The organism is Paenibacillus anseongensis (assembly GCF_009757995.1).
GTDB classification, from domain to species: Bacteria; Bacillota; Bacilli; order Paenibacillales; family NBRC-103111; genus Paenibacillus_E; species Paenibacillus_E chondroitinus.
The window spans coordinates 13,793-36,484 of the sequence record NZ_WSEM01000035.1 but is presented as its reverse complement, the minus strand read 5'-3'; the positions used below and the strand labels follow the sequence as shown (position 1 = coordinate 36,484).

Sequence of the window (22,692 nt, the reverse complement as noted above, 5' to 3'; positions counted from 1 at the left end):
TTTTACCCGTCTAGATATTTGTATTACCGGAGGGAAAGGGTGGTTTGTACGTTTGTCCCGAAAAGCAGAATAAAGCTTGCTCAGGTAGGTAGAAGTTGATTTTTCCTAGGGGTTAGTTATCCGTCCGAGTTTGTAATAAGACAAGGCGCATACACTTTAAGATGACAGTGATTAATGTCTACCCGCACCTGCGGTTAGCGTCAATGAACTCTACACAACAAGGGAGAGCGGCCATGAAGATTTGCATGATTGGAACTGGTTATGTAGGACTCGTGGTTGGGGCATGTTTGGCGGAAATGGGGCATGAAGTCATTTGCGTGGATAATAATCCCGCCAAAATATCCGCATTGCTTAACGGTCAATTGCCCATTTACGAACCTGGATTGGAACGGCTGGTTGAACGAAATGTGCTAGAGAGTCGGTTAAGCTTTTCACTGGATATTAGCGAATCTGTTGCACAGAGCCAATTCATTTTCATCGCTGTAGGAACTCCGCCGGCTGAAGACGGGTCTGCTGATCTTACTTATGTGATGAAGGCCGTCGAGCAGATTGGTGCAAGTATCCGGGATTATGCCATTGTAATTACGAAATCAACGGTTCCTATCGGCAGCAGCGAGCGCATACGAGGCATCATTGAAGAGCAGTTGAAGAACCGAGGGCTCACGGACTTGGAATTCGATATTGTTTCGAATCCGGAATTTTTAAGAGAAGGCGCTGCCGTCAATGATTTCTTGAACCCTAACCGAATTGTTGTCGGGAGCAGTAACCCCAGAGCACTGGCTTATATGGAGAAGCTGTATTTGCCGCTTACGAGCAAAGGATTTCCTATCGTCCACATGGATATTGCCTCTGCTGAGCTTGCCAAATACGCTTCCAACGCGATGTTGGCCACACGGATAAGTTTTATGAATGAAATGGCTGGTATCTGTGAAGCTGTCGGTGCCGATATTGAACGGGTTCGTCAAGGGATGGAGCTCGATCATCGGATTGGCAGTTACTTTTTATCTGCTGGGGTCGGTTATGGCGGCTCTTGTTTCCCTAAGGATGTACGGGCTATTATCCAAAGCGCCACTGAGCGCAACATTCCAACGCACATCTTGGAAGCTGTCGATAAAGTGAACCACAAGCAGAAGCAAAAGTTGTTTGAGATGGTTGTAGGCCATTTCGGTGAAGATTTGAAGGGACTTCGGCTTGCCGTGTGGGGATTATCCTTTAAACCGGAAACCGATGATATTCGGGAAGCACCGTCCATCGAGACCATTGAACAGTTAAGGAAACGCGGGGTTCAGATTCAAGTTCACGACCCGGTCGCCCTGCAGAATGCGTACCAGGCTTTAGGCGAAGAGAATATCACGTATTTCACAGGGCCCTATCAAGCTCTTATGGATGCGGATGCGCTGTTGATATTTACGGAGTGGAAGCAGTATCGTTCGGCGGACCTTGGTCGTATCAAGAGCTTGCTGAAGCAGCCGGTACTTTTTGACGGAAGAAATTTATTCAATCCCTACATGATGAAAGAAGAGGGATTCGTCTATCAAAGCATTGGTAGGATGAAGTGATCGTTCATCCTATCCCAATTTATACAGAAGGATGATGATCATTATGAAGGTTCGGAAAGCAATAATTCCTGCAGCAGGTCTGGGTACCCGGTTCTTGCCGGCAACCAAAGCGATGCCAAAAGAGTTGCTGCCGATCATTGATAAACCAACGATTCAATTTATCGTGGAGGAAGCGGTTGCTTCAGGCATTGAGGATATCATCATTGTGACGGGAAAAGGCAAGCGTGCGCTGGAGGACCACTTCGACAACGCTTTTGAGCTGGAATACCATTTGCAGCAAAAAGGGAAGTTGAGAATGCTGGAGAAAGTGCAGGAGCCGGCGCAGCTGATCGATATCCACTACATTCGCCAAAAAGAGCCGAAAGGCTTGGGCCACGCCATCTGGTGCGCCAGAAAGTTTATTAATGATGAGCCGTTTGCCGTTCTGCTTGGCGATACTTTCGTACAGTCCGATGTTCCCTGCTTGAAACAGATGATGGATTATTTCGATAGGTACAAAACATCGATTATCGGTGTGCAGCCTGTGAATCCCAAGGATGTTTCGAGCTACGGCATCATTGATGCCCAGCTGTTATTTGATCGCTTTTACAATATTACGAAGCTTGTGGAGAAGCCGAAGCCTCAGGAGGCTCCGTCTAATCTGGCCATGATTGGCCGATATATTTTGACTCCCGCTATTTTCGACATCTTGGAGGGGCAGGAGCCGGGCGTCGGGCAAGAAATCCAGCTGACCGATGCGATCTCGAAGCTGAATGAGCAAGAGGCGGTTCACGCATGTGAGATTAACGGTGTCTGGCATGACGTTGGCGATCATCTGGGTTATGTGAAAGCGATTCTTGATATCTCGGTGCAGCGAGAAGATTTGAGACAGCCGATTTTGGACTATATCCGATTTATCGAAAGGAAATAACGATTGGGTTAAAAAGGAGCGAGCGAAATGACGCGATTTGAAGTCAAAGGTGACAAGAGGTTTCTTGTAATCGGCAGAGTGGGCGATACCTCTATCCATCAGCAATGGCTGCAGCCTGCGGAGTATAAAAACTTCGATCTTTGTCTTAGTTATTTCGGAAATACGCCGCAAAGGTATGTAAACGATTGTGACTTCTATCATGAAATTCCGGGGTTAAAATGGCCTACGGTGAAGGATACGATTGAAGCCTTTGGGGATGGAATCTATCACTATGATGCCATCTGGATGCCGGATGATGATATAAGCGCGAATGCTTATGACATTAATCGCATGTTTAAGATTTTCATGGAACAGGGTCTGGAGCTGGCACAGCCGAGCTTAACACAAGACTCCTACTATGGACATGGAATCACGCTGCAAAATAGCAATTACTATTTACGATATTCCCAGTTTATTGAACCTATGGTTCCACTCTACACGAGAGAAACTTTCCAGAAGCTTTTGCCTACGTTTGAAAAAAGTGAATCGGGCTGGGGCCTTGATTTTGTATGGCCTAAGGTCTTGGGATATCCGCATGAGAAATTAGCCATTATCGATGAGGTCGCTGTCAAACATACAAGACGTGTCGGGGGCGGCGAGCTCTATAAAAATATATCAGGCTCCCAATGGGATGATTTGTATCGAATTACAGCCGAATATGATGCAGCTATTAACTTCCGGATGACCCATTATGGCGGCAAACCGAAGGGCAAACGTGTCATGTTTGCGCTGTTGGCTCACAAAGATGAGCACGTCCTTGCCGCACAGATTGAAAATATTCGTAAATTCAACCCGGAAGCGGGCATTGTCCTTTATAACGGAGGCGAAGACAGCCAATTCGGGAAAGGTATGAATGCCGCCGTCTGTGAGTACAGCCGCCACTTGACCTGGGGACATCTGGCGCCCTTTCTATGGGACGTAATGAAATGGCTGAATGAGCATAAGGTGAACTACGAATATTTGGTGAATCTTGACGATGATATGCTCTTCGTGAAACCTGGCTTCGAGGCTTATCTAGATCAAACGATGCGGGGCTACGACTGTATGGGCTGGGATATGCAAACCTGTCGCAGCGTACGTGAGGCAGACAACATGAATAAGCAATCGATGTGGAAGGAATGGGGTCGTTGGGGCTCCTTGTTCCAGACCGACCATTTCCTTCGCTACTTTAATCCTACGCAGGTTTACCGACGCGGTATTGTGAAGAAGATGCTGAAAGCTGCGGATGTCTCGTTGGTCGATCAATGGCTCTCCGAGAGTCAAGTTGTGGCCTTGGAGGAGTTTTTCTTCGTCACCTTCGCTGCCTCATTGGGTGGGAAATGCCGTGAGTTTCCACGGGACCAACGGTTGAATGTGATGCGGCATGAGCATGAAATTGAGCAGAATGAAGCGCACGCCGCCATGCATCATTACATGTATCATACGATCCATCCTGTCAAAGGAGATCGGCTCCTTCACCTGCACAACCAGCTGATGGCCGGGGATATTCCTTATGTGGATCCGAATCCGCCACAGCCGCAACCGCAGCCGAGTCCATCCGTGCAAGTAAGGCGTCCATTGATACGAAGGAAACGCGTTGTCTTGAAGAAAAGGCTGGTTCCGAGGAAAAAGCCGTTGCTGAAAAAAGCAGCGGGCAAGAGAAAGAAAGTGCTGAACAATAAAAAGCCGCTTCTAAAGAAAAGAGTGAAGATGGTTAAGGCAGTTAAGACAGTTAAAACAATTAGAACAATTAGAACAATTAGAACAGTTAAACCGGTGAAGGCAGTTATTCCTAAGAAGCCCAAAAGTGGGAAGAAGCGTATTCAGCCTAAAGTAGGCATGAAGAAACTATCGGCTCCAGGAAGAGGTTGGGCTAAGCCCCAGTCGACCATATGGAGCAAGTTTGGCAAGAAGGTGGGCGCGTAAATCTAACCATGGCGTAATCCTGAGGATTAAAACCTCCACGAAGAATCACTGATTGGAGTGGTAAAGATGAAGATTGCATTTATTTGCACTGAAATGCTTACCGTTCCGCCTATTAGGGGTGGCGCCATTCAAATTCTAATCAATGGCGTCACCCCGCATATTGGCAGTAGGCATGATCTCACGATTTTCTGCATTACGGACCCCGATCTCCCCAATCGGGAAGTGGTTGACGGAGTCAAATATATACGGATTCCGCGCGAGGATTATGTGAACGACGTTGCCAAGGAGCTGTCTAAGCAGCGCGCCGGCAACCAAAAGTATGATGTGATCCACGTGTTTAACCGTCCGAAAAATGTGCCTGCATATAAAGCAGCCATGCCGAACGCCCGTTTTGTCGTCAGCTGCCATAATGAGATGTTCCGAGAAGGAAAGATCACACCAGAAGTGGGTCGTTCCGTGATCAAAATGGTTCATAAAATTATGTCGATTTCCAATTATATCGGCCAAACGATTATCAGCCGTTTCCCTTCGGCCAAGGGAAAAGTGAAGACGGTATACTCAGGTATCAACTTACAGCATTATAAGCCGATCTGGACACCTGAAGCGCAGGATCTTCGAAAGGAACTCCGCCAAAAATATGGTGTGGACAATAAAAAGGTCATTTTATTCGTAGGGCGATTAAGCAAAACGAAAGGTCCCGACGTGCTAATCAAGGCTGTTGAGCAGGTAAGCAAAACCCAGAAAGATGCCGTGCTCGTTATTATCGGAAGTAAATGGTTCCATAATGAGCAGCTGGATGAGTACGGGGCAAGTCTTCGCCAACTGGCCAAATCGCTAGGGGACCGGGTGATCTTCACAGGTTTTGTTCCACCGAGCGAGATTCCCGTCCACTATTTGCTAGGAGATATTTTCGTTTGCTCTTCCCAGTGGCAGGAACCTCTGGCGAGAGTTCATTTTGAAGCGATGGGAGCGGGACTTCCAATCATTACAACCAATCGCGGAGGGAATGCAGAAATTATCAAACCGAATGCTAACGGTATTGTGATTGAAGATTACAGCAATCCAGGGGCATTCGTAAAGGCGATTACGTTTCTGCTATCCAATCCTGCCGAAGCGCTGCGTTTAGGCAAAGCAGGCAGAGCGGTTGTAGAAAGCAACTTTGGTTTCGAGCATGCGGCTAAACGGCTTGAAAACTTATACGCCCCAGACAAAAGCAAATGAGCTTAAAGCTTGAGGCCATACATCTACGGAGGTGTCAGCATGGATACTACTTTTTCGGACGTAGTGAAGAAGGTTATGACGCACTATCCTTTGAAGGTGAAAAATATTTATCTCTTATCCTTTAAAGGGAAAAAAGCAGTCTGGTCCATCCAAACCGACATGGGTGAATGGATTATGAAAAAGGTTCCCTTCGATGAAACCCATATTGATTTCATGCTCCATGCCATTACCTATCTCAAAAACAATGGCGTTAACACGCCTGGTGTGCTCAAAACCAGTTCTGGCGAAGGTTATGTGAAATTAAACGGGGAATATTTCGTCGTTTTTGAAACCGTATACGGACGTTCACCGGAATATAACAATGATGGTGATTTAGCCCTCATGCTAAAAGGAATGGCAGCTTTTCATAAAGCATCAAGAGGGATCGAATCCCCCAACGGTTTCTACCCTTCCTATCTGTTGACGAAATGGAAATCGGATTTGCAAACGAGAATGGAACGCCTGAAAGCCTGGAAAGAGCAGCGCCAACAGGTTAAAAATAAAAATGAGTTTGACCGTGTCTTCCTAGCGAATGTAGATACGTTCCTACAGCAAGCGCAAGCAGCGCTTACGACGCTGAATCAGCCGTATTTTGAACAGTGGGTGAAGGAAACGGAGAAGACCAAAACACTGTGCCATCAAGATTTTGCGGCTGGTAATTTGGTTGTAGGCAAAGATGGAAAGCTCTATGTCTACGACATGGATTCCTTGACGGTAGATCTGCCTGTGCGCGATATGAGGAAAATATTAAACAAGGTCATGAAGAAAGATGCCAACTGGAACCTCCCGATGATGCTCAAAATGATGAAGTTTTACCAGCAGGTCAATCCTTTAACGAAAGAACAATATCTAATTCTGGCAGCAGATATTCAGTTTCCCCATTTATTTTACGGACAAGTGTCCAAATATTATGAAAACCGCGAGGACCAATGGACGGTTGACAAACATATCGTCCGTTTGAAAGATATGATCTCGACCGAGCTGAGCAAAAATGCGGTTCTGAAATCGTTCCTAGCCCGTCTGGATGAGGTGGTGAAACGTGGTTCCTAGTCAGGAAGAACTCAATTTGGGGAAACGTCTCATGGCACAAAGTTATCCACAGATAGTCATCAAAAACATCCAGGTTATTCAAAGCGGAGGCATTAAAACGATATGGAAGCTGGAGACTTCTGTAGGAACCGTTTGTCTGAAACGGATACGGAAGTCCATTCCGATCGTCAAATTTACGACAGCAGCGCAGGCTTATCTGTACCAAAAAGGAGCCCATGTTGCGGGGATTATTCCAACGAAGGATGGCCAGCTGTATTTTGTCCATGAAGGTTATGCGTTGGTTCTCTATGCTTGGGTTGTGGGAAGCGACTTGGAAATGGATCGGGTGCCGGAGCATCTCTATACGGGTTTGAAGGGTCTCGCTCAATTCCATAAGGATACCGTAGGGTTTATCCCTCCTGATGACTGTGAGGTCTATAACCGGATGGGGGTATGGCCGAGTCATTTTAGCGGGATGTGCGAAGAGCTCAAGCAATGGAAAGAGCAGGCTAAGCAAGGAAAAACGCTTTTCCATCAGTCTTATGTGAAGACTGGCGATGCCATGATTCAGATGGCAAGCCATGCCATCAAGCTGCTGGAAGCGTCCTGTTATGCGAATTGGGTGGCTGACATCGGTCATCACGGTTACATGTGCCATCAGGATTATGGCAAGGGTAATGCGATCCAAACGGATCGAGGCGTGTGTGTGCTGGACTTGGATAATCTGACGTATGACATTCCATTGCGTGATATCCGGAAGCTCCTGACGAAGCGCATGGAAGAACTGGGACGTTGGGATGCGGATGAGCTGAAACGGTGCATGAGCTATTATGAAGCTGTTCTTCCGTTTACGCCTGAGCAAATGCAGGTGCTTTATATTGATTTGCTGTTTCCGCATAAGCATTACGGCTATGTGAAAACGCCTTTCAAAAAAGGCGAACCAGGGGACGAAAAAAAGCTGAACAAGATTGTTTTATTTGAAATGGAGAAGCTGCCTGTTCTTAAGAAACTCATCAAGGGCTTCTAAGGAGGAAAAATCGTGAGGTCAGAAGAGGAATTTGTCGGTCGGAGTTTGCAATTTGCTGAACTGCTAAGAAAAATTGCGGATCAAGTAACAGCAGGTAATCTCGTTATTCGAGGCAAACAAATCACCTTGCCGGATGTAGATATGGAATTTAAAGTGAGTCATAAGAGCGATTTGGGTGCAAATAAATTGACAATCGGGATTGAATGGGTGGACAAATAAATAAGAGGACGGAGTGGGGATTATCCCAGCTTCGTCCTCTTTTTGGGTTTGAACGTTTTTTGTTTCGTGGCTGATCGGGAACGCAGCGGCTTTTTGGCAAGTTTCTTTACCGTTCTTTTTCGGCTGCGCAGTCCGAACTTGAGCTTACGCCATTTGAGGCGTCTTCGAAGAAGTGGTCTTTTCAGAAGTCTCTTGCGCCTGATTCTTTTCCTTCTTAGAGCGGCAGGGCGGGGAGCGGGCAAGGCACTTGGAATTGGTTCCGGTTTGGGAAGCAAAAGCTGATGCATCTCCAGCAGTTTATCCCCTTTTACCGGATGAATCCAGTAGTAGTAAGGATGATCCCGATGCCGCTGCACATTTTCAAAGGTGACGTTTTCGCCCCAGCGAACCATGTCATTATACTTGGCTCCCTCTGGGTATTCGCGAACCCTTCCACCGCAGGCCATAGCCAGTGTGACAAAAAAAACTTCTTCTAAAGCAGCGGCCTCCGTTATACCAAACAGGTGATCTACGGCGGCATGGTCGACATGCGCGAGCATACGTCTGACGATATCATGCCTGTAGACTTGACCGGGGTTGAAGTAGGTCAGAAAGCCGTCTGTCCGGAAAACCGGCTGCCATAAATGCCATTCCTTCATCATGTTTCGTACAGGCAGGGAGAAGTCGTGATCCCGGTTGTTTTCGAGCCTCCAGCCCATGCTGTCGGACTCGGCCATCACCTCATCCAAGAAGGGCTGGAAGCCGTGTTTCACAAACATCACATCATGATCCAGCGACATGAGATATTCATAGCCGGCGCCGATTTCCTCGAGCCATTTCATGATCTCCCACATACCCGGCGCGATAATGCCGGCTTTTAAGGGATGGCTGTGCGGAAAGGACCAGATGTTCACGTTTTTTCCGAAATCGGGATTAGGCCCGCCGTTGTAAAGCAGAATGCCGGCTTCAGGATTGAAAAAATGAATATTTTCGACCTGTGCCGCCAATACCTGTTCGTTTTCGTGAGCGATTACGATAATGACCAATTTTTTTTGGATCAGTTCATTTATGTGAGTAGGTGTCATATCCATTGCGGCACTCACCACCTTATAATTTGTTTCGCTGCTTCGCTGTATTTATCATATTCTGGAGCTGGCAAAGTGTGAGAGGCTAGTCAGCGTGATTCATCCAAGCATGCAAGTCAGCAATCATCTGGGGATAAGAAGAGACTGGATAGTCGAAGTCAGCTCTTGTAGAGACTAAGCTCTTGTCGGATAGGATGTCATCGTTAGCGTGGATTGTGACAGCATCATGATGGAATTGCTGCTGAATCAGCTTCAGCAAGTCATATTTGGAGAGCTTTGGCTGGCCGGCAAGGTGGACAAGGCCATGAATGGGATGCTGGAGGCACCAGTCGATCGCTTTAGCCAACTCCAACGTCGTAACCCCGTTCCAGAACACCTGGCGATATCCCTGAATATCGCCTTTTTGCTGCATAAACCAATGAAAGAGGCCAATGCCGTTCTCTTTTAACTCAGGCCCGATGATTGAAGTGCGGATCGTCAACACGTTAGGGCCGATGACTTCGCCCAGGCTTTTGCTTTTGCCATAAACCGACAGGGCATCCGTGAGATCAGATTCCGTGTAATCTCCACGCGAACCTGAGAACACACAATCGGTGCTGATGTGAAAAAGGCGGAAGCCATACGGCTCCGCAAATTCAGCCAGCATATGGGGAAACAGGCTGTTGACATAAATGGCTTCAGCCTGCCGCGTTCTAGCCTCTTCATTCAGCAAGCCGACAGCGTTGATGACGGCATCCGGCCTAATCTGTTTCAGCAGATGCCGCAAGTGCTCATCGTTCCTGACGTCCAGCGCTATAGCCCGGGGGTCCGCCGGATCGGCGGATCGCACGGTCGTCCATACGTCACCCTTAAGCTGACGGGTAAAATAGCTCTTCAACATGTGTCCGGCCATGCCCTGACCGCCGATAATGAGTAGTTTCAAGGAAGAAATCCTCCTTTAAGCAGCATCTGTAAGATCTCTTGGGATGTCATGAGTGAATCGTTGGAGGCATACTGGGTGAAGGTTGTTTTGGGTAAATGACTGTAATGGTCATAGAGGGAGGGCGTCGCATTCGCAGGGAGGATGACAAAGTATTTCTCATTGTATTGGTAGGTAAAAGGGATTTCGTGAGAGGAAATAAGCACTTCATGCAGCTTCTCCCCGGGGCGGATACCGACATCCTTCACAGACAGAGGTTGGTCCGATAATTGCTCCATGAGGACTTCAGCCAAATCAAGAATGAGGCAGGCATTCATTTTCATCACAAAGGTTTCTCCGCCTACTGCCGCCTTGGCCGCGCTTAACAGCAGTTCAATCGCTTCAGGCAGCGTCAGGAAGAAACGGGTCATGTCTTTGTGCGTAAGAGGGAGAGCTTCTCCTTGCAGGATGCGGTTTTTGAAGAAAGGAACGACGCTGCCATTGGTGCCAAGTACATTGCCGCCTCGAATACAGACAAACTGGGTTGTGGAGCTGAGATCATTCGCCCGAACCATGAGCTTCTCTCCCAAAGCTTTCGTCATCCCGTAAAAATTAATCGGATCTACGGCTTTATCGGTGGAGACGTCGATGACTTTTTTGACACCGGCCCGAATACTGCCTCGGATGACATTTTCGGTTCCTTTTACATTCGTTTTGAGCGCTTCATCCGGTTGGGCTTCACAGATCGGCACGTGTTTGAGGGCGGCCAAATGAAAGACATAATCGACGTTCCGGCAGGCGTCCTCGACAGCTTCCTGATCCCGGACATCACCGATCATAAAAGTGAGAGAAGGATGGAAGGCGAAGTCTCGCTGCATCTTCACTTGTGAGAATTCGTTTCGGGAGAAAATGCGAATTTCCTTAGGTCCCTCCTGCAGGAGGTTGCGGGTAAGCTCCTGCCCCCAAGATCCGGTTCCCCCTGTGATGAGGATCGTTTGATTATGAAACATAGCTCTGTCCTCCTAGTACAATATTGACAACCTTACTCGATACACTCGGGTCCAGATAGCCATCCGGACACTGCCATGTATGGTGAGGCTGCATCATCAGCTTGACGCTGGCGGCGATCCGCTCAGGCACAAGACCGGAAAGTAAATTGCTGCCGCAAAGCAAGGTTTCCGGCCGCTCGGTGCTTTGGCGAATGGTGACGGCTGGTACGCCCAGAATGCAGCTTTCTTCCTGCACCGTGCCGCTATCCGTAATGACGCAGGCGGCATGCTTTTGCAACTTCAGAAAGTCGAAAAATCCGAATGGCGGAAGGAAGCGAATGAGTGGGTGGGAAGCCATGACTCCAAGCTTATCGAGGCGGTCCTTCGTCCGGGGATGCGTACTGCAGATGATAGGGAGCTGGGTATCCTCGGCTACAAGCTGCAAGCCTTCGATAATTTGCCGCAGCCGGGCTTCATTATCGACGTTTTCGGCCCGGTGGGCGGTAACGAGGATATATCCCTTATCCGATAGGCCTAGTTCGTCTAAAATACGACTTGCATCCGCCTGCCCTTTGTAATGCTCCATCACTTCATAAATCGGATTCCCCGTCATCCAAATTCGCTGAGAAGGAACACCGTCCCGCAGCAAGTTTTCGCGCGCGCCGGGCGTATATGGCATATTGCAGGTAGAAATGGCGTCGATTGCTTTTCTATTAATCTCTTCAGGAACGCGGGTATCATAACAGCGATTTCCGGCTTCCATGTGATAGACGGGAACGCCATGCCGCTCGCCTATGAGAGCGGTGAGCGCACTGTTGGTATCGCCAAGAACGAGCATGCGATCCGGTTTCTCCTTCAGCAGCACTTTCTCAACTTCGATGAACATTTGCGCAATTTGCTCGCCAACGGTTTGCGCTTGCAGCCGAACATGGACGTCCGGGAGCCGAATGCCCATTTGCTCGAAAAAGACATCGCTTAGCGTGCGATCATAATTTTGTCCGGAATGCACGAGTAGATGTGAATCAGCAAGGAGATCCAGTTTGGCGATCACTAAGCTTAACCGGATAATTTCGGGGCGTGTTCCTAGGACTGTCATGATCTTCATCGCGTAAATCTCCTTTTCATAAGAGGCTTCGATAGTAATCCAGCGTATCGGACACCGACTGGGCGAGTGAAAGGGTGGGTGCCCAACCAGTTGCTGCGCGAAGCTTGGTGTTGTCCCCTTGAACGAGGGCGGCTTCGTTAGGGCGAATTAAACGCTTGTCGACTACCACTTCGAAATTGATTGCCGCATAATGCTGCAGCAGATCAACAATGGCGCTAATGGGAGAGGCTGTGCCACTGCATACATTAAATACATGGCCGAAAGGTGAGGCAGTTAGCTGCATGAGTGAGGCGTAGGCGGCAACAGCATCACGTACGTCAAGAAAGTCGCGCTGTACAGCCGTGTTGCCCATAACGAGCTTAGGAGGGAGATGACCTTTTTCCATCATCGCGACTTGCTTGGCGAGCAGGGCACATACGCCGGTCGCATTTCCTGGGCCAATCAAATTGAAAGTCCTGGCTATAAACGTTGGAACTTCATATACGCTGCCATACATTTGCATGAATGAAGTCATGATCTGTTTGCTCCAGGCGTAGGGGCTGACAGGCAGAATAGGCGAGGTTTCTGTTACAGGCATCGTTTGAAAATCATATTCATAAGCGGTTCCTATGGCTAGGAACCCTTGAATTCTGCTTGCTGCCGCAGATCTTACAGCCTCTAGCATGTGTAACGTAGACCACGCGTTCGTATGCAGCACTTGAACCGGATCCGCATAAGATGCACTTACATCGTTAGCTCCGGCCAAGTGGACGATATGTGTGATCGGATGCTCCTGAAGGAGCTGTGTAAGGACAACGCTCTGCGTGATGTCACCTGAAATGTAGTACAGATTCGGATGCTTCATAAGGCAGCTGGACCTGCGTCCGATCCCGAGCAGGTTCATGTTTTGGTGCAAGAGATAGGCCGCCATGTGTTGCCCAACGAATCCGTTAATCCCCGTAAGGAGTACGAGTGGAGGATTCGCTACCCTTGTCGTGCTCGTCATACCGGTTCGCCGGGCAGCAAGAGAGATTTGAGTTTGCCGAATTGCTCATTGGCCAAGGTATAATCCACCGGGCGGCCGATATCGAGCCAGAAATCATTGTTTTCATAATGGCGGACCTTCTCATCTGCGTCTAGCAGGGCATGAATTAAATCAGGAATGTCGAAATATTGATGGGAAGGGATGTAATCGGCTACTTCCGGATTCATCATATAGATGCCCATGCTGACATAAGCCGATCGGGTAGGTTTCTCTACGAAGTCAGTAACGAATTCATCCTGTGTTTCGAGGACCCCAAGCTCTATCGGAATCCCTTTTTTCTGTGAAGCGATAGTAAGTATGCTGCCGCCTTGGATATGAAAATCTCTAAAGCGGGAGAAATCCAAGGTAGTTAGGACATCACAATTAATTAACAAGAATGGACCGGACCTGCGTCTGATGAGTTTAATTGGACCCACAGTGCCCAGGGGCTCATTTTCTACATAATAAGAGATGGAGACACCCCGAGAGCTGCCATCTCCGAAATAGGTCTGTATAAGCCCCGACAAGTAGCCGCATGCCATGGTGATGGAGGTAAACCCATAATTACGGAGCTGTTTCACGATGATCTCCAGTATGGGTTGTTCGCCAACGGGTAATAACCCTTTGGGAAGCACCTTGGTATAAGGCGCCATGCGCATCCCCTTGCCGCCCGTCATGATTACGACTTCCACAGAAATCAACTCCTTATACGACATATTCATTAGGCCGATACAGCTCGGGATGGTTGTTCATCCACTCAATCGTTCGAGCCAAGCCTTGCACCAGAGGAACGGTTGGCTTCCATCCCATCAAAGCTGCGGCTTTGCTGCTGTCCGAGAAGAGGCGGTCCACTTCGCTTTTTTCCGGCCGTACCCGTTCGCTGGCGATACGCACAGGCAGATCTTTTCCAACAATTTGCTGAATGGTTTGTGCAAGCTCGCCAATGGAGATTTCCGCCCCTGATCCGGCGTTTATTGTCTGCCCAATAGCTGCATCATGGCTGGCCGCACAAATAAAAGCTCTGGCGGTATCTTCTACGAAAGTAAAATCACGGGTCGCACTGAGATTGCCGAGGACGATTTCGGGTTGATGCAGCGCTTGATTAATAATGGTAGGAATGACTGCTCGCATGGACTGTCGCGGACCGTAGGCATTGAAGGGTCTGACCGTTACGACAGGCAGTGAATATGAGCAATAAAAGCTTTCAATGATCTTATCGGCGCCGATCTTACTTGCGGAGTAGGGGGATTGGCCTTGCAGCGGATGCGTTTCATCCATAGGCACATAACGTGCGCTTCCGTACACTTCGCTGGTGGAGGTGTGAATCAGTCTCGCTGTCCCTAAATCCAAGGCGGCTTGCGCGATATTTAGGGTGCCAATGACATTGGCTTGCACAACATCCGTGGGATGTTGATAAGAATAAGGAATAGCGATCAGCGCTCCTAAATGAAAAATGGTATCCATGCCTTTCACGGCACGATAGACGCCATGAGGATCACGCAAATCTCCTTTGACGACGTCAATTTCCTTTTGAATATCACGGGGCAGTTGATCGAGAAAACCGCGTGAATTCGTTGAGTTATATCGAATAAAGGCTCTGACCTTCGCACCTTCCGCAACTAGCTGGTGTACGAGATGACTGCCGATAAAGCCGGCGGCACCTGTTACCAGCACTTGCTTCCCTCTCATCATGAATGAGATCACCCCTTCCAACATATGGTTACAGTCTATTCCCTTTGTTTATGGAAGTAGTGGACTATCCCCCATTCGGAAAGAGGATTAGGAAAAAATAGGTAAAAGCAGGTATGGCGAAAAGACCGCTCCAGCGGATCTTTGAAGATCTTTTGGGGCAGCCTGTTTTATTCAAAGTTCTCCGTTAGCCATACGTATAAGAAATACCGGAGAGTGTAACTGGACCTGTAACCGTTGCCCCAGTTAATAAACCTGGTTCCAATTGTACAGTGAAGGAGTAGCCTTGGTTCGAAGTAGCTGGCACATTGGTATCAATGGCTTGGAAGGAGACGGTTAGTTCTTGCCCAGTGGACAGAAGGGCTTCTTGTCGGGCGGAGAAAATGACGGCGTTGCCACGCAACACGTTAAATAGGAGCACAGGAGCAAGAAGAGTGGAGGAGACACCAACGGTAGCCGTTAGAAGAACTCTGTTGGGTCCTTGTGGAATCGCTAATCCGAATTCTGCGAGTGTGATGGGCGTCGTGGAGACAACGCGATTGAGAGAGCCGCTAGATGATCCGGGAACGCTTGTCCCGATGCTAACAATGTTTGACATGAAAATCACCTCCTTTCTTATATTCTATTAAATTTAATAGAATTTGCTTGGATGGGAGTTGGTCTTTACCATTTTAATGGTAAAATGTGTGGCTGTTCTAACTTTGTTAAGGGATATAGACGCATTAACAGGTCAAGTTGGTGCTGTGACACATACGCTAAATCTAAACAATTAAACAAATATTGGGAGGTGCTGCCGATCATGGATGCACGCAGAGCTTATCAGCTTCGGCCCGTTATTTTTTTAAATACGGTTCCCAAAAGTGGAACAAACCTTCTGAATCAGCTGTTGTTAGGCATTCCCGGTTCGGTCATGAACGACTATGTCTTTTATGAGGGCCTGGTTAAGGATTTGCCATTACAAGCTTCAATCCTGAGCAAGGCAGTCCCGAATGATGTGTATATGGGACATGTATACTACTCCCCCGAATGGGCCAAACTCCTTGTCCGCCCTGGTATTAAAACCATCTTTATGATCAGGGATTTGCGTGATGTGCTGGTATCCCTAACGTATTACATTATCGAGAAACTCCCTGATTATCCCATTTATAAGGAGTTAGTCGCACTGCCAAGTCAGAAGGAGCGTTATTTACTACTGATTAATGGTCTGGATGACTACCCGAATATTAAAAATTGGTTCGGGGTATTTCAGGGTTGGTTGTCCGTGCCGGGTATTTTTATCACGACGTATGAAGAGTTGATGATTTCGAAGGCGTCAAGGCGGAAAACGATCACAGCGATGGCGGAATTTTTGTGGAAGGGGAGCGTACCGCCCATGCCGATAGCAAAGTTGGTTCGCAGCATGGAAGCCAATATGGATAGCGGCAGCTCGTTTACTTTTCGCAAAGGTGTTGTAGGCGGTTGGAGAAATGAATTTGACGAAGAGGTTATAGCAGCCTTCAAACGTGTGGCAGGTGATGTATTGATACAAACCGGGTATGAAAAAGATTTGCTTTGGTCATAACCGGAGAAATGGAGGTTAACCATGAAAATCGTAATACCTGCGGCTGATTTGCATATTGGTGGCGGTTGTAAGGTATTGGTCGATATCGCCGGGGCGCTTACGAAAAAGGGACATGAGGTCGAGGTCGTCATCCCCAGGACGGCAACTGTGAAGTATAACATTCCTTGTAAGCTGACGATCGTTCCGAAGCTGGAAGCAGACTATATTCCTTACGGTGATATTATTTTGCCTAATTTCTATACAACCTTTCAATCGGCTTTCGAGGCATGGCCAGAACAAACGGTTAGATTAAGCCTTGGCTTCGAGCCGCTTTGGGTACCTAATCGCGAGGCAGCTTTATGGACATATGCCCAAGATGTCCCGATCCTTTCTATTTCCAGCTGGTTGGATCAGCAAATATTTGATCACGTAGGGCGGCGCAGCACCATTGTATCTCTTGGTATAGACCCTCGGATATTTCGCCCGGAAGGTCCTCGCATTCACCCGCATCCTAGCAAGAAAACAACGAAAGTGATTCTGTATATCGCACGGGACAGGAGAGACTATGCGCTAAAAGGATTTGATGATTTCTATGCTTGTATGGAAATTATCAAAAACGAGTATGCAGGCGATTATATGGTTTATCTCATCTGCCCGGACGGCGCAGTTTCACTGGTGACACTAGGTATACCGGAACGCATCTTTTATCCCAAAAATGAATTTGAGATGGCGAAGCTCTTCCGGACGGCCGACGTTTTCGTAGCATCCTCTTGGTTTGAGGCTTTCTCGCTGCCCCCCTTGGAGGCAATGGCTTGCGGCACGCCTGTCGTGACGACGAATTCAGGCGGTGTCATGGACTTCTGCTCGCATATGGAAAGCGCGTATGTCACTAAACCAAGAGATCCTAGGCAAATGGCACAGGGGATATGCGCAGTGTTATCCGATCGCCAATTGGCGGAAAGGCTCGCTCTTGGAGGCAAAGCTAGTGCGGCGCGGTTAACGAAAGCCCATTTTGAACGCAATATCGTGAACGCACTGGAGGAAATTTACAACAAACGTGTCTCGCTGAACTAAGAACAAGGTAGGTGTTACCAACGTGAAAGCAAATGCGAAAGTCTCCATTGTGATTCCTTTCTATAACTGTGCTTATGTCCGCACAGCGATTGAAAGTGCGTTGAGCCAAACCTATCCGAATATTGAAATCATCGTCGTTAATGACGGCTCAACCCAGCATATGGAGAAAATTGTTCCGTATATGGACCGGATTGTTTATGTGGAAAAAGAAAACGGCGGTACGGCGAGTGCGCTGAATGCCGGTATCCGGCGCGCTACCGGCGATTATTTTGCATGGCTCAGCTCCGACGACATGTTTGAGCCAAACAAAGTTGCCAGGCAATTGGCTTTTATGCAGGAAAATGAGGCTAAAGTCAGCTACACCTCCTATGTTCATATGGATGGGCAGGGGACCATCTTTGGAGGACCTTCAGGTATTGGCTGCTCCACCAAAATGGAATTCTATAAAACCATGCAAAAAGGCTGTATTATCAACGGTTGTACCGTGATGCTGCATATGGACGTCTTCCAGAAGACGGGTTACTTTAATGAGACTCGCAAATATACGCAGGATTATGATTTTTGGATGCGGGTTATGAAACGGTTTCATTTCTTCTATTTAAATGAAAGCCTTGTTCGCTACCGGGTGCACCCCGAAATGGGATCTCGCAAGCATGAAAGCGCGATTGTCAAGGAAATCCAATCGATTCAATCCATCTACCGGAAACAGCTGGATGCCTTGATAGCCAAAGAGAGGATGACGATTACTTTTCCTATCATTACACTCAGCATCGGCGGAGCTCAGAGAATGTTGGCGGAAATGGTCAATGGGCTTGCGGCCAAAGGGCATGACGTTAGCGTGCTGATGCCGCCTGAGGGCGCCATCAATTATACGATTAATGCCAAAATTATCCGCACCAAACAGAACTATATGATTCTTGAAAAAGATTATCCCAAAGCGGATGTCATTGTTTCCAATTTCTATACGATTGTACCCGGAGCCCATCAGGCCAGCTTGAACGGAAAAGGCGTGCATGTCCGCTTAAGCCTATGCTACGAGCCTACCTTTCTCCCGGAGAATCAACTCTCTTTCCCTACTTATCATATTTCGAAACATACCGTTGTCCTCTCCAATTGGCAAAAGCAGCTTATTGCACTGAATCACGGTCATCAGGCGCATATTGTGCCGGTGGGCGTCGGTAATGCTTTCAAGAACTTCCATATTCGCAATACGCAGACTCAACTGCAAATATCGGCGATTATGCGGAGGCCAGAGGGCGGTTATTCCTGGCACAGAGAACAGGATTATTTGATCAATCAACTGGAAATCGTGCAGGCCAAGTATCCCCATGTCCGCATCAACCTGATGTCTCCTCCAGAAGAGTTTAGAAGCTCCCCTCTTTTACAGGCTATCAAAGCCGATCATCCGACTTTTCGCTATTTAACTCCTGGGCACGATGGTGCTATGGCCTATCACTATAACGAGACGGATATTTTCGTTAACTCTTCTACCTATGATTCTGCTTCACTACCAGGACTGGAGGCTATGCGCTGCGGGGCCGCTCTGGTCACAACCTACAATGGGGGAAATATGGATTACTGCCGGCATGAACAAAATGGTTTGATGTCTTACCGCTATGAGAACCGCTTGGCAATAGATGTCGGCCGGTTGATAGAGGATACCGATTTGCGCAAAAGACTGGCGGCTGCCGGCGAAATTGAGGCCTCGAAATGGACGTGGGAGCGCAGCGTAGATGCCTTTGAAAGAGTACTATATGACATTCGAGCATCGCGATAGATACCCAGATTTATATATTTAGGTGATAGTCTAGGACGAGGGTCTATTCCGCTGAGTAGTATAGGAGTGTGATGGAATCCAATTTTTGTTAGGATATGTAAAAACTTTGGAGGTGCCCTATGTCCCGTATAACAGAAGACAGCGTGGTTAAGAAAACCACTCGTGTTGTTAGGAAAAATGACTGCAGCACGAGGAAAAGAGGCAAGAAAAATAAGTGTCATGTATGCAAGAAAAGATTACGAAAAAGAACGATTAAGATCATATGCAAGCAGCCGAAAGCTCCTATTGTCCATGTTACGACCCCTCCAGCAGAAGTCAACGTTCAAACCAATCCCCCCGAAGTCCATGTAACAACCCCGGAAGTTCATGTCACAACACCTCCTCCTATAGTAAACATAGAGACTCCTAAACCCGATGTTCACGTCAAAGTCGAGACACCAAAAACAGAAGTGAAGGTTAAAGTGGATTACCCGGATGAGAGTTGCAACGAAGAGTTGAGAGACTTATTGGAGCAATATTGGGATACAGAGGTTGAACTGTTCACATCAAGCGGAGCAGGTTCTGGGGGAGAGCCGCCAAACCGGATCGGAATGGTTGAGAAAATTGGTAAATCGACATTAATTCTTCGCCCAACAACGGGGAACGACATGGATCAAATCGTTATTTTCTCGATTTGCCATATCATCGGTTTCAGACCTTATACACCGGTTGTGGCTCTGTAACGGCAAGTCAGATCCAATTACAACCTAATTGAAGGAGGAAGAGTTACATGGATGTTATCGTTATTGTTGCTGGTAACAGTTATGCTACAATGCGTGCCGTTATTAACTGTTTTGACGCTACGTTAGATTTTCCCGGACTTGAAGTAGGGGCTAAGTTAACACCTGTTCTTGCCTCATTGATGGAGGCAGGATTTTCAGTGGTGGATTTCACCGGTAACGGTAACGTTACGACGTACTTCATGGTTCGTGAACAGGCAGTCACGAGCTGTAATCCGTTAACAGCAGTAGAGGGACGATTGAATACACAGGTTACTATACAAACGGGTGCAGGAACAGAAAGCGGTACGCTGATCCTTGTTGGTCCCGATGTCGTTGAAATTCTTGAGCCGTCAGGAGATATTCTCCTTATTCCAGCTTCCAGCATTGAATCCGTGATATAAGGAGGAGAAACTATGTCATTCGCAGAGTTACTGGCGAGTTTTATCGGTAGAACGGTTGAAGTGTACTTTACGAGTAATCCGCCTATTATCGGCACATTAGCATCCGTAGATGATTGTATTTTTACGATACAGATCAACAACACGTATTACTATAGTCCACCGGTAATCGTGACCATCGTGGCGGATCAGATTGATTTTGTACGTGTAGTAGCGTAATCGGAAGGGAGGAGATTACGTCGATGGCCTTGTGTCTCCTCCGTCCCCCCGAAGGAGGACGGTTTGTTCCTTCATCCACTTCATCCAGCCGGCATACTTCTCGGAATGTTGATGCGTAATGCTGGATTGGCGGACTCTCCGATGATAGAGAGGCTCAAGCAGATGCTTCAATCGATGAGAGTGCGACAAGCGGATGATGATTTCGAAATCCTCGTATAACCTACCCCCATAAGGAGCATTCACCATCCAGCCCTGGATGCTGTGAAGGGCCTCAACCCGATAGCATCGAGGTGCTATCGGAAGAGCTCCGGCAAGCAGCGCCTCAGCGTTAAAGGCAACAGGCGTCTTGCGTAACCCTCCGAAAATAAGCTGTTTTCGTGCTCCTTCTGTCCACTCGTAATAATCCCCGTACAAGAGTGAAATATCCGGTGCTAGGGTATCAGCCGTGTTAAGCAAGCGCCGAATGGCGTCTGGCGGCAGCCAGTCATCGGCATCAAGCTCCAGCAGCCAAGGGGCTTCAGCTACCGATAAAGCAGCATTCAAACAATGGGATTTGCCATAATTAGCTTGGTTTACATACGTACGAATACGCGGATCTGCGGGTAAGGATGCCAGTTTCATCTGCGTGTTGTCGCTGGAGGCGTCATCTATAATAATCAGTTCCCAATCAGGCATGCTTTGTGCAATAACGCTTCGAATCGCCCAAGGAAGATAATCGGCATTATTGTAGGTACATATCGCGATACTAATGGCGGGAATTGGCTTTACTTTCGGCAGGACAGCGTTTGACCCTGCTTCCACAATGGGTTTGAGCAGGTCCCACTCTTCCTGCGCCTTATGCCATTTGGGGTAATGTTTGGCCTGGGGCTGCCACCATTTGCTATGGAGGGTCTGCCACGACCATTCTCTCTTTAAATGAAACTGATTATCGTGAAGCAAATAAGAAGTAAAGGGCAGTTCATCTTTCTCCAGGAAAAAGGGACGGCCACTGGATCGCACTGCGCTTGTTCTCCAAACAAGAGGAGGGGAAGGAAGATTGTGCAGGGTATTGGCAGCCCCGCGTTCATAGACCATGCCGGCACAATGCTCCGGCAGCGCTGCAAGCTGTGTGGACAGCTCGGAGATAAAGCTGCTGCTCAGGAAGTCTCCTGCATGCAGAGTCATAAAAAAGGGTTGATCATAAGCAAGTAGATGATCGTTCAAGGCTGCTGCGTCGTAATCATGTAGGAGCATAATGGACCAATTCGGAGCGATATGGGACAGATTGGCTATTGTAGCATCTGTATGAGCTTTGTTGGACGTTCCTAGCACGTACACCAGCATAGGCGACTAATTCCCCCGATCATCAGCAGGCTTATTGCATTCTATGCGGATGGCAGGGGTGTGGTTCTGCTGCGGGCAAGCTCGCACTACGAATAGTTGAGCCTATTCATAGGGACTTGTCCCGAGCAGGACACGGAATCAAAGCGTGAAACTCGATTGTGGGGCAATTACTTTATGAGCAATGAGATAATCATAGATTCGAGAGGTTGATGCTTGTAAGGAATGCTGATTGGACGAAATCACGATTTCAGGTCTACGGGGCTGCTCATAAGGCGCTGAAATTCCCGTAAAGTCAGGAATAACGCCTGCCCGCGCTTTCACATAAAGCCCTTTTGGATCTCGTTTCTCGCAGATTTCAAGAGGGCAATCGATGAAAACCTCGATAAATTCCCCAACGGCATATAAAGATCGCGCAAGCTCCCGATCCGCGCGGTAGGGCGAAATGAGAGCAACTATCGTAATGATGCCTGCGTCCACGAGCAGCTTGGCCGCTTCTGCCGTCCTACGGATGTTTTCACTGCGATCGTTCGGAGAAAAACCAAGGTTGCCGTTTAAACCATGCCGAAGATTGTCTCCATCCAATACATAAGAACGTATATGTTGGGTGAAGAGCAGTCGTTCCATTTCATAAGCAATCGAAGATTTGCCTGAGCCGGAAAGCCCTGTGAGCCATAGCACACAGCTTTTGTGGGAATTCAGATGGTGCCTCTCGCTCCTGGACACGTTGGAAGGCTGCCACTGAATGTGTTTATCGGACAAAGGGTTCCCCTCCTTAGCTTGTATTTCTATATGTATATGTTAGAAGAGAATGTCAGGTTCTGGTCGGAAATCCTTATAGGAATTCAACTTAATAGATGAAGAACTAGATTTTGAAAAATTGGATGAATGGGGTGTATTCCCACTT

The 22,692-nt window shown here is 47.9% G+C and carries 23 protein-coding genes; 13 read left to right on the top strand and 10 right to left on the bottom strand.

The genetic code is table 11. The features are described 5' to 3' along the window. Positions 1 to 233: 233 nt before the first annotated feature. From GON05_RS33995 to GON05_RS33965, 7 genes are all read left to right on the top strand, one after another. Positions 234 to 1,559 carry a UDP-glucose dehydrogenase family protein gene (locus tag GON05_RS33995; protein ID WP_157325941.1) on the top strand — a complete coding sequence of 442 codons (1,326 nt, stop codon included), beginning with the start codon at positions 234 to 236 and terminating at the stop codon, positions 1,557 to 1,559. 43 nt (positions 1,560 to 1,602) lie between these two features. Further along, the gene (gene galU, locus GON05_RS33990) at positions 1,603 to 2,469 is read left to right on the top strand and encodes a UTP--glucose-1-phosphate uridylyltransferase GalU (protein ID WP_127456578.1); all 867 of its coding nucleotides are present in this window, start codon (positions 1,603 to 1,605) and stop codon (positions 2,467 to 2,469) included. A 27-nt stretch (positions 2,470 to 2,496) separates the two neighbouring features. After that, on the top strand, positions 2,497 to 4,413 hold the full coding sequence (locus GON05_RS33985) for a DUF707 domain-containing protein (protein ID WP_157325906.1): 1,917 nt from the start codon (positions 2,497 to 2,499) through the stop codon (positions 4,411 to 4,413). Between the two features lie 66 nt (positions 4,414 to 4,479). Continuing rightward, the gene (locus GON05_RS33980) at positions 4,480 to 5,634 is read left to right on the top strand and encodes a glycosyltransferase family 4 protein (protein WP_157325904.1); all 1,155 of its coding nucleotides are present in this window, start codon (positions 4,480 to 4,482) and stop codon (positions 5,632 to 5,634) included. A gap of 39 nt (positions 5,635 to 5,673) precedes the next feature. Continuing rightward, positions 5,674 to 6,723 carry a CotS family spore coat protein gene (locus tag GON05_RS33975; protein WP_157325902.1) on the top strand — a complete coding sequence of 350 codons (1,050 nt, stop codon included), beginning with the start codon at positions 5,674 to 5,676 and terminating at the stop codon, positions 6,721 to 6,723. Between the two features lie 31 nt (positions 6,724 to 6,754). After that, positions 6,755 to 7,729 (top strand): CotS family spore coat protein, encoded by a 975-nt coding sequence (locus GON05_RS33970; RefSeq protein WP_157325900.1) that lies wholly within the window; start codon positions 6,755 to 6,757, stop codon positions 7,727 to 7,729. 12 nt (positions 7,730 to 7,741) lie between these two features. After that, the gene (locus tag GON05_RS33965; RefSeq protein ID WP_157325898.1) at positions 7,742 to 7,948 is read left to right on the top strand and encodes an amphi-Trp domain-containing protein; all 207 of its coding nucleotides are present in this window, start codon (positions 7,742 to 7,744) and stop codon (positions 7,946 to 7,948) included. Positions 7,949 to 7,968: 20 nt separating this feature from the next. Here GON05_RS33965 and GON05_RS33960 read toward each other — a convergent pair whose 3' ends face one another. From GON05_RS33960 to GON05_RS33925, 8 genes are all read right to left on the bottom strand, one after another. Then, positions 7,969 to 9,018: a hypothetical protein gene (locus GON05_RS33960; RefSeq protein WP_157325896.1), complete on the bottom strand. Its 1,050-nt coding sequence runs from the start codon at positions 9,016 to 9,018 to the stop codon at positions 7,969 to 7,971. Positions 9,019 to 9,097: 79 nt separating this feature from the next. Continuing rightward, positions 9,098 to 9,934, bottom strand: coding sequence for a dTDP-4-dehydrorhamnose reductase family protein (locus tag GON05_RS33955; protein ID WP_157325894.1), 837 nt, complete (start codon positions 9,932 to 9,934; stop codon positions 9,098 to 9,100). Then, a complete protein-coding gene (locus tag GON05_RS33950; protein ID WP_157325892.1) occupies positions 9,931 to 10,920 on the bottom strand; it encodes a polysaccharide biosynthesis protein in 990 nt (329 codons plus the stop codon). The genes GON05_RS33955 and GON05_RS33950 overlap by 4 nt, the downstream gene beginning before the upstream one ends. Beyond that, on the bottom strand, positions 10,910 to 12,004 hold the full coding sequence (gene wecB, locus GON05_RS33945; RefSeq protein WP_157325890.1) for a non-hydrolyzing UDP-N-acetylglucosamine 2-epimerase: 1,095 nt from the start codon (positions 12,002 to 12,004) through the stop codon (positions 10,910 to 10,912). The genes GON05_RS33950 and wecB overlap by 11 nt, the downstream gene beginning before the upstream one ends. 16 nt (positions 12,005 to 12,020) lie before the next feature. Continuing rightward, entirely contained in the window at positions 12,021 to 12,989 is a 969-nt protein-coding gene (locus GON05_RS33940) for a GDP-mannose 4,6-dehydratase (protein ID WP_157325888.1), read from the bottom strand. Next, positions 12,986 to 13,699: a sugar phosphate nucleotidyltransferase gene (locus tag GON05_RS33935; protein ID WP_157325887.1), complete on the bottom strand. Its 714-nt coding sequence runs from the start codon at positions 13,697 to 13,699 to the stop codon at positions 12,986 to 12,988. The genes GON05_RS33940 and GON05_RS33935 overlap by 4 nt, the downstream gene beginning before the upstream one ends. A 13-nt stretch (positions 13,700 to 13,712) precedes the next feature. Beyond that, positions 13,713 to 14,696, bottom strand: coding sequence for an SDR family NAD(P)-dependent oxidoreductase (locus GON05_RS33930; RefSeq protein WP_220138832.1), 984 nt, complete (start codon positions 14,694 to 14,696; stop codon positions 13,713 to 13,715). A 187-nt stretch (positions 14,697 to 14,883) separates the two neighbouring features. Then, positions 14,884 to 15,294 carry a hypothetical protein gene (locus tag GON05_RS33925; RefSeq protein ID WP_127456591.1) on the bottom strand — a complete coding sequence of 137 codons (411 nt, stop codon included), beginning with the start codon at positions 15,292 to 15,294 and terminating at the stop codon, positions 14,884 to 14,886. A gap of 201 nt (positions 15,295 to 15,495) precedes the next feature. Between GON05_RS33925 and GON05_RS33920 the strand changes: the two genes are divergently transcribed. The 6 genes from GON05_RS33920 to GON05_RS33890 all read left to right on the top strand — a co-directional run bounded on the left by GON05_RS33920 (position 15,496) and on the right by GON05_RS33890 (position 20,465). Next, complete coding sequence (locus tag GON05_RS33920; protein WP_157325877.1) at positions 15,496 to 16,257, top strand: sulfotransferase domain-containing protein; 762 nt, start codon at positions 15,496 to 15,498, stop codon at positions 16,255 to 16,257. Between the two features lie 21 nt (positions 16,258 to 16,278). Beyond that, positions 16,279 to 17,310 (top strand): glycosyltransferase family 4 protein, encoded by a 1,032-nt coding sequence (locus GON05_RS33915; protein ID WP_157325875.1) that lies wholly within the window; start codon positions 16,279 to 16,281, stop codon positions 17,308 to 17,310. A gap of 22 nt (positions 17,311 to 17,332) precedes the next feature. Further along, a complete protein-coding gene (locus GON05_RS40005) occupies positions 17,333 to 19,087 on the top strand; it encodes a glycosyltransferase (protein WP_309491775.1) in 1,755 nt (584 codons plus the stop codon). Between the two features lie 119 nt (positions 19,088 to 19,206). Then, entirely contained in the window at positions 19,207 to 19,809 is a 603-nt protein-coding gene (locus GON05_RS33900; protein WP_157325874.1) for a hypothetical protein, read from the top strand. Between the two features lie 47 nt (positions 19,810 to 19,856). Further along, a complete protein-coding gene (locus tag GON05_RS33895; RefSeq protein WP_157325873.1) occupies positions 19,857 to 20,249 on the top strand; it encodes a hypothetical protein in 393 nt (130 codons plus the stop codon). Between the two features lie 12 nt (positions 20,250 to 20,261). Further along, positions 20,262 to 20,465 carry a hypothetical protein gene (locus GON05_RS33890; RefSeq protein ID WP_157325872.1) on the top strand — a complete coding sequence of 68 codons (204 nt, stop codon included), beginning with the start codon at positions 20,262 to 20,264 and terminating at the stop codon, positions 20,463 to 20,465. A 15-nt stretch (positions 20,466 to 20,480) separates the two neighbouring features. Here GON05_RS33890 and GON05_RS33885 read toward each other — a convergent pair whose 3' ends face one another. Further along, positions 20,481 to 21,788: a glycosyltransferase family 2 protein gene (locus GON05_RS33885; RefSeq protein WP_157325871.1), complete on the bottom strand. Its 1,308-nt coding sequence runs from the start codon at positions 21,786 to 21,788 to the stop codon at positions 20,481 to 20,483. 138 nt (positions 21,789 to 21,926) lie between these two features. Next, on the bottom strand, positions 21,927 to 22,547 hold the full coding sequence (gene cysC, locus GON05_RS33880; protein WP_157325870.1) for an adenylyl-sulfate kinase: 621 nt from the start codon (positions 22,545 to 22,547) through the stop codon (positions 21,927 to 21,929). Positions 22,548 to 22,692: the final 145 nt, after the last annotated feature.

Bases quoted from the DNA above. Each gene is read 5' to 3' on its own strand.
- GON05_RS33960 (WP_157325896.1), bottom strand. From the start codon at position 9,018: ATGGATATGACACCTACTCACATAAATGAACTGATCCAAAAAAAATTG.
- GON05_RS33940 (WP_157325888.1), bottom strand. From the start codon at position 12,989: ATGACGAGCACGACAAGGGTAGCGAATCCTCCACTCGTACTCCTTACG.
- GON05_RS33995 (WP_157325941.1), top strand. From the start codon at position 234: ATGAAGATTTGCATGATTGGAACTGGTTATGTAGGACTCGTGGTTGGG.
- GON05_RS33975 (WP_157325902.1), top strand. From the start codon at position 5,674: ATGGATACTACTTTTTCGGACGTAGTGAAGAAGGTTATGACGCACTAT.
- GON05_RS33915 (WP_157325875.1), top strand. From the start codon at position 16,279: ATGAAAATCGTAATACCTGCGGCTGATTTGCATATTGGTGGCGGTTGT.
- GON05_RS33925 (WP_127456591.1), bottom strand. From the start codon at position 15,294: ATGTCAAACATTGTTAGCATCGGGACAAGCGTTCCCGGATCATCTAGC.
- GON05_RS33900 (WP_157325874.1), top strand. From the start codon at position 19,207: ATGTCCCGTATAACAGAAGACAGCGTGGTTAAGAAAACCACTCGTGTT.
- GON05_RS33890 (WP_157325872.1), top strand. From the start codon at position 20,262: ATGTCATTCGCAGAGTTACTGGCGAGTTTTATCGGTAGAACGGTTGAA.
- wecB (WP_157325890.1), bottom strand. From the start codon at position 12,004: ATGAAGATCATGACAGTCCTAGGAACACGCCCCGAAATTATCCGGTTA.
- GON05_RS33920 (WP_157325877.1), top strand. From the start codon at position 15,496: ATGGATGCACGCAGAGCTTATCAGCTTCGGCCCGTTATTTTTTTAAAT.
- GON05_RS33985 (WP_157325906.1), top strand. From the start codon at position 2,497: ATGACGCGATTTGAAGTCAAAGGTGACAAGAGGTTTCTTGTAATCGGC.
- GON05_RS33885 (WP_157325871.1), bottom strand. From the start codon at position 21,788: ATGCTGGTGTACGTGCTAGGAACGTCCAACAAAGCTCATACAGATGCT.
- GON05_RS33895 (WP_157325873.1), top strand. From the start codon at position 19,857: ATGGATGTTATCGTTATTGTTGCTGGTAACAGTTATGCTACAATGCGT.
- GON05_RS33930 (WP_220138832.1), bottom strand. From the start codon at position 14,696: ATGAGAGGGAAGCAAGTGCTGGTAACAGGTGCCGCCGGCTTTATCGGC.
- GON05_RS33970 (WP_157325900.1), top strand. From the start codon at position 6,755: ATGGCACAAAGTTATCCACAGATAGTCATCAAAAACATCCAGGTTATT.
- GON05_RS33980 (WP_157325904.1), top strand. From the start codon at position 4,480: ATGAAGATTGCATTTATTTGCACTGAAATGCTTACCGTTCCGCCTATT.
- galU (WP_127456578.1), top strand. From the start codon at position 1,603: ATGAAGGTTCGGAAAGCAATAATTCCTGCAGCAGGTCTGGGTACCCGG.
- GON05_RS33950 (WP_157325892.1), bottom strand. From the start codon at position 10,920: ATGTTTCATAATCAAACGATCCTCATCACAGGGGGAACCGGATCTTGG.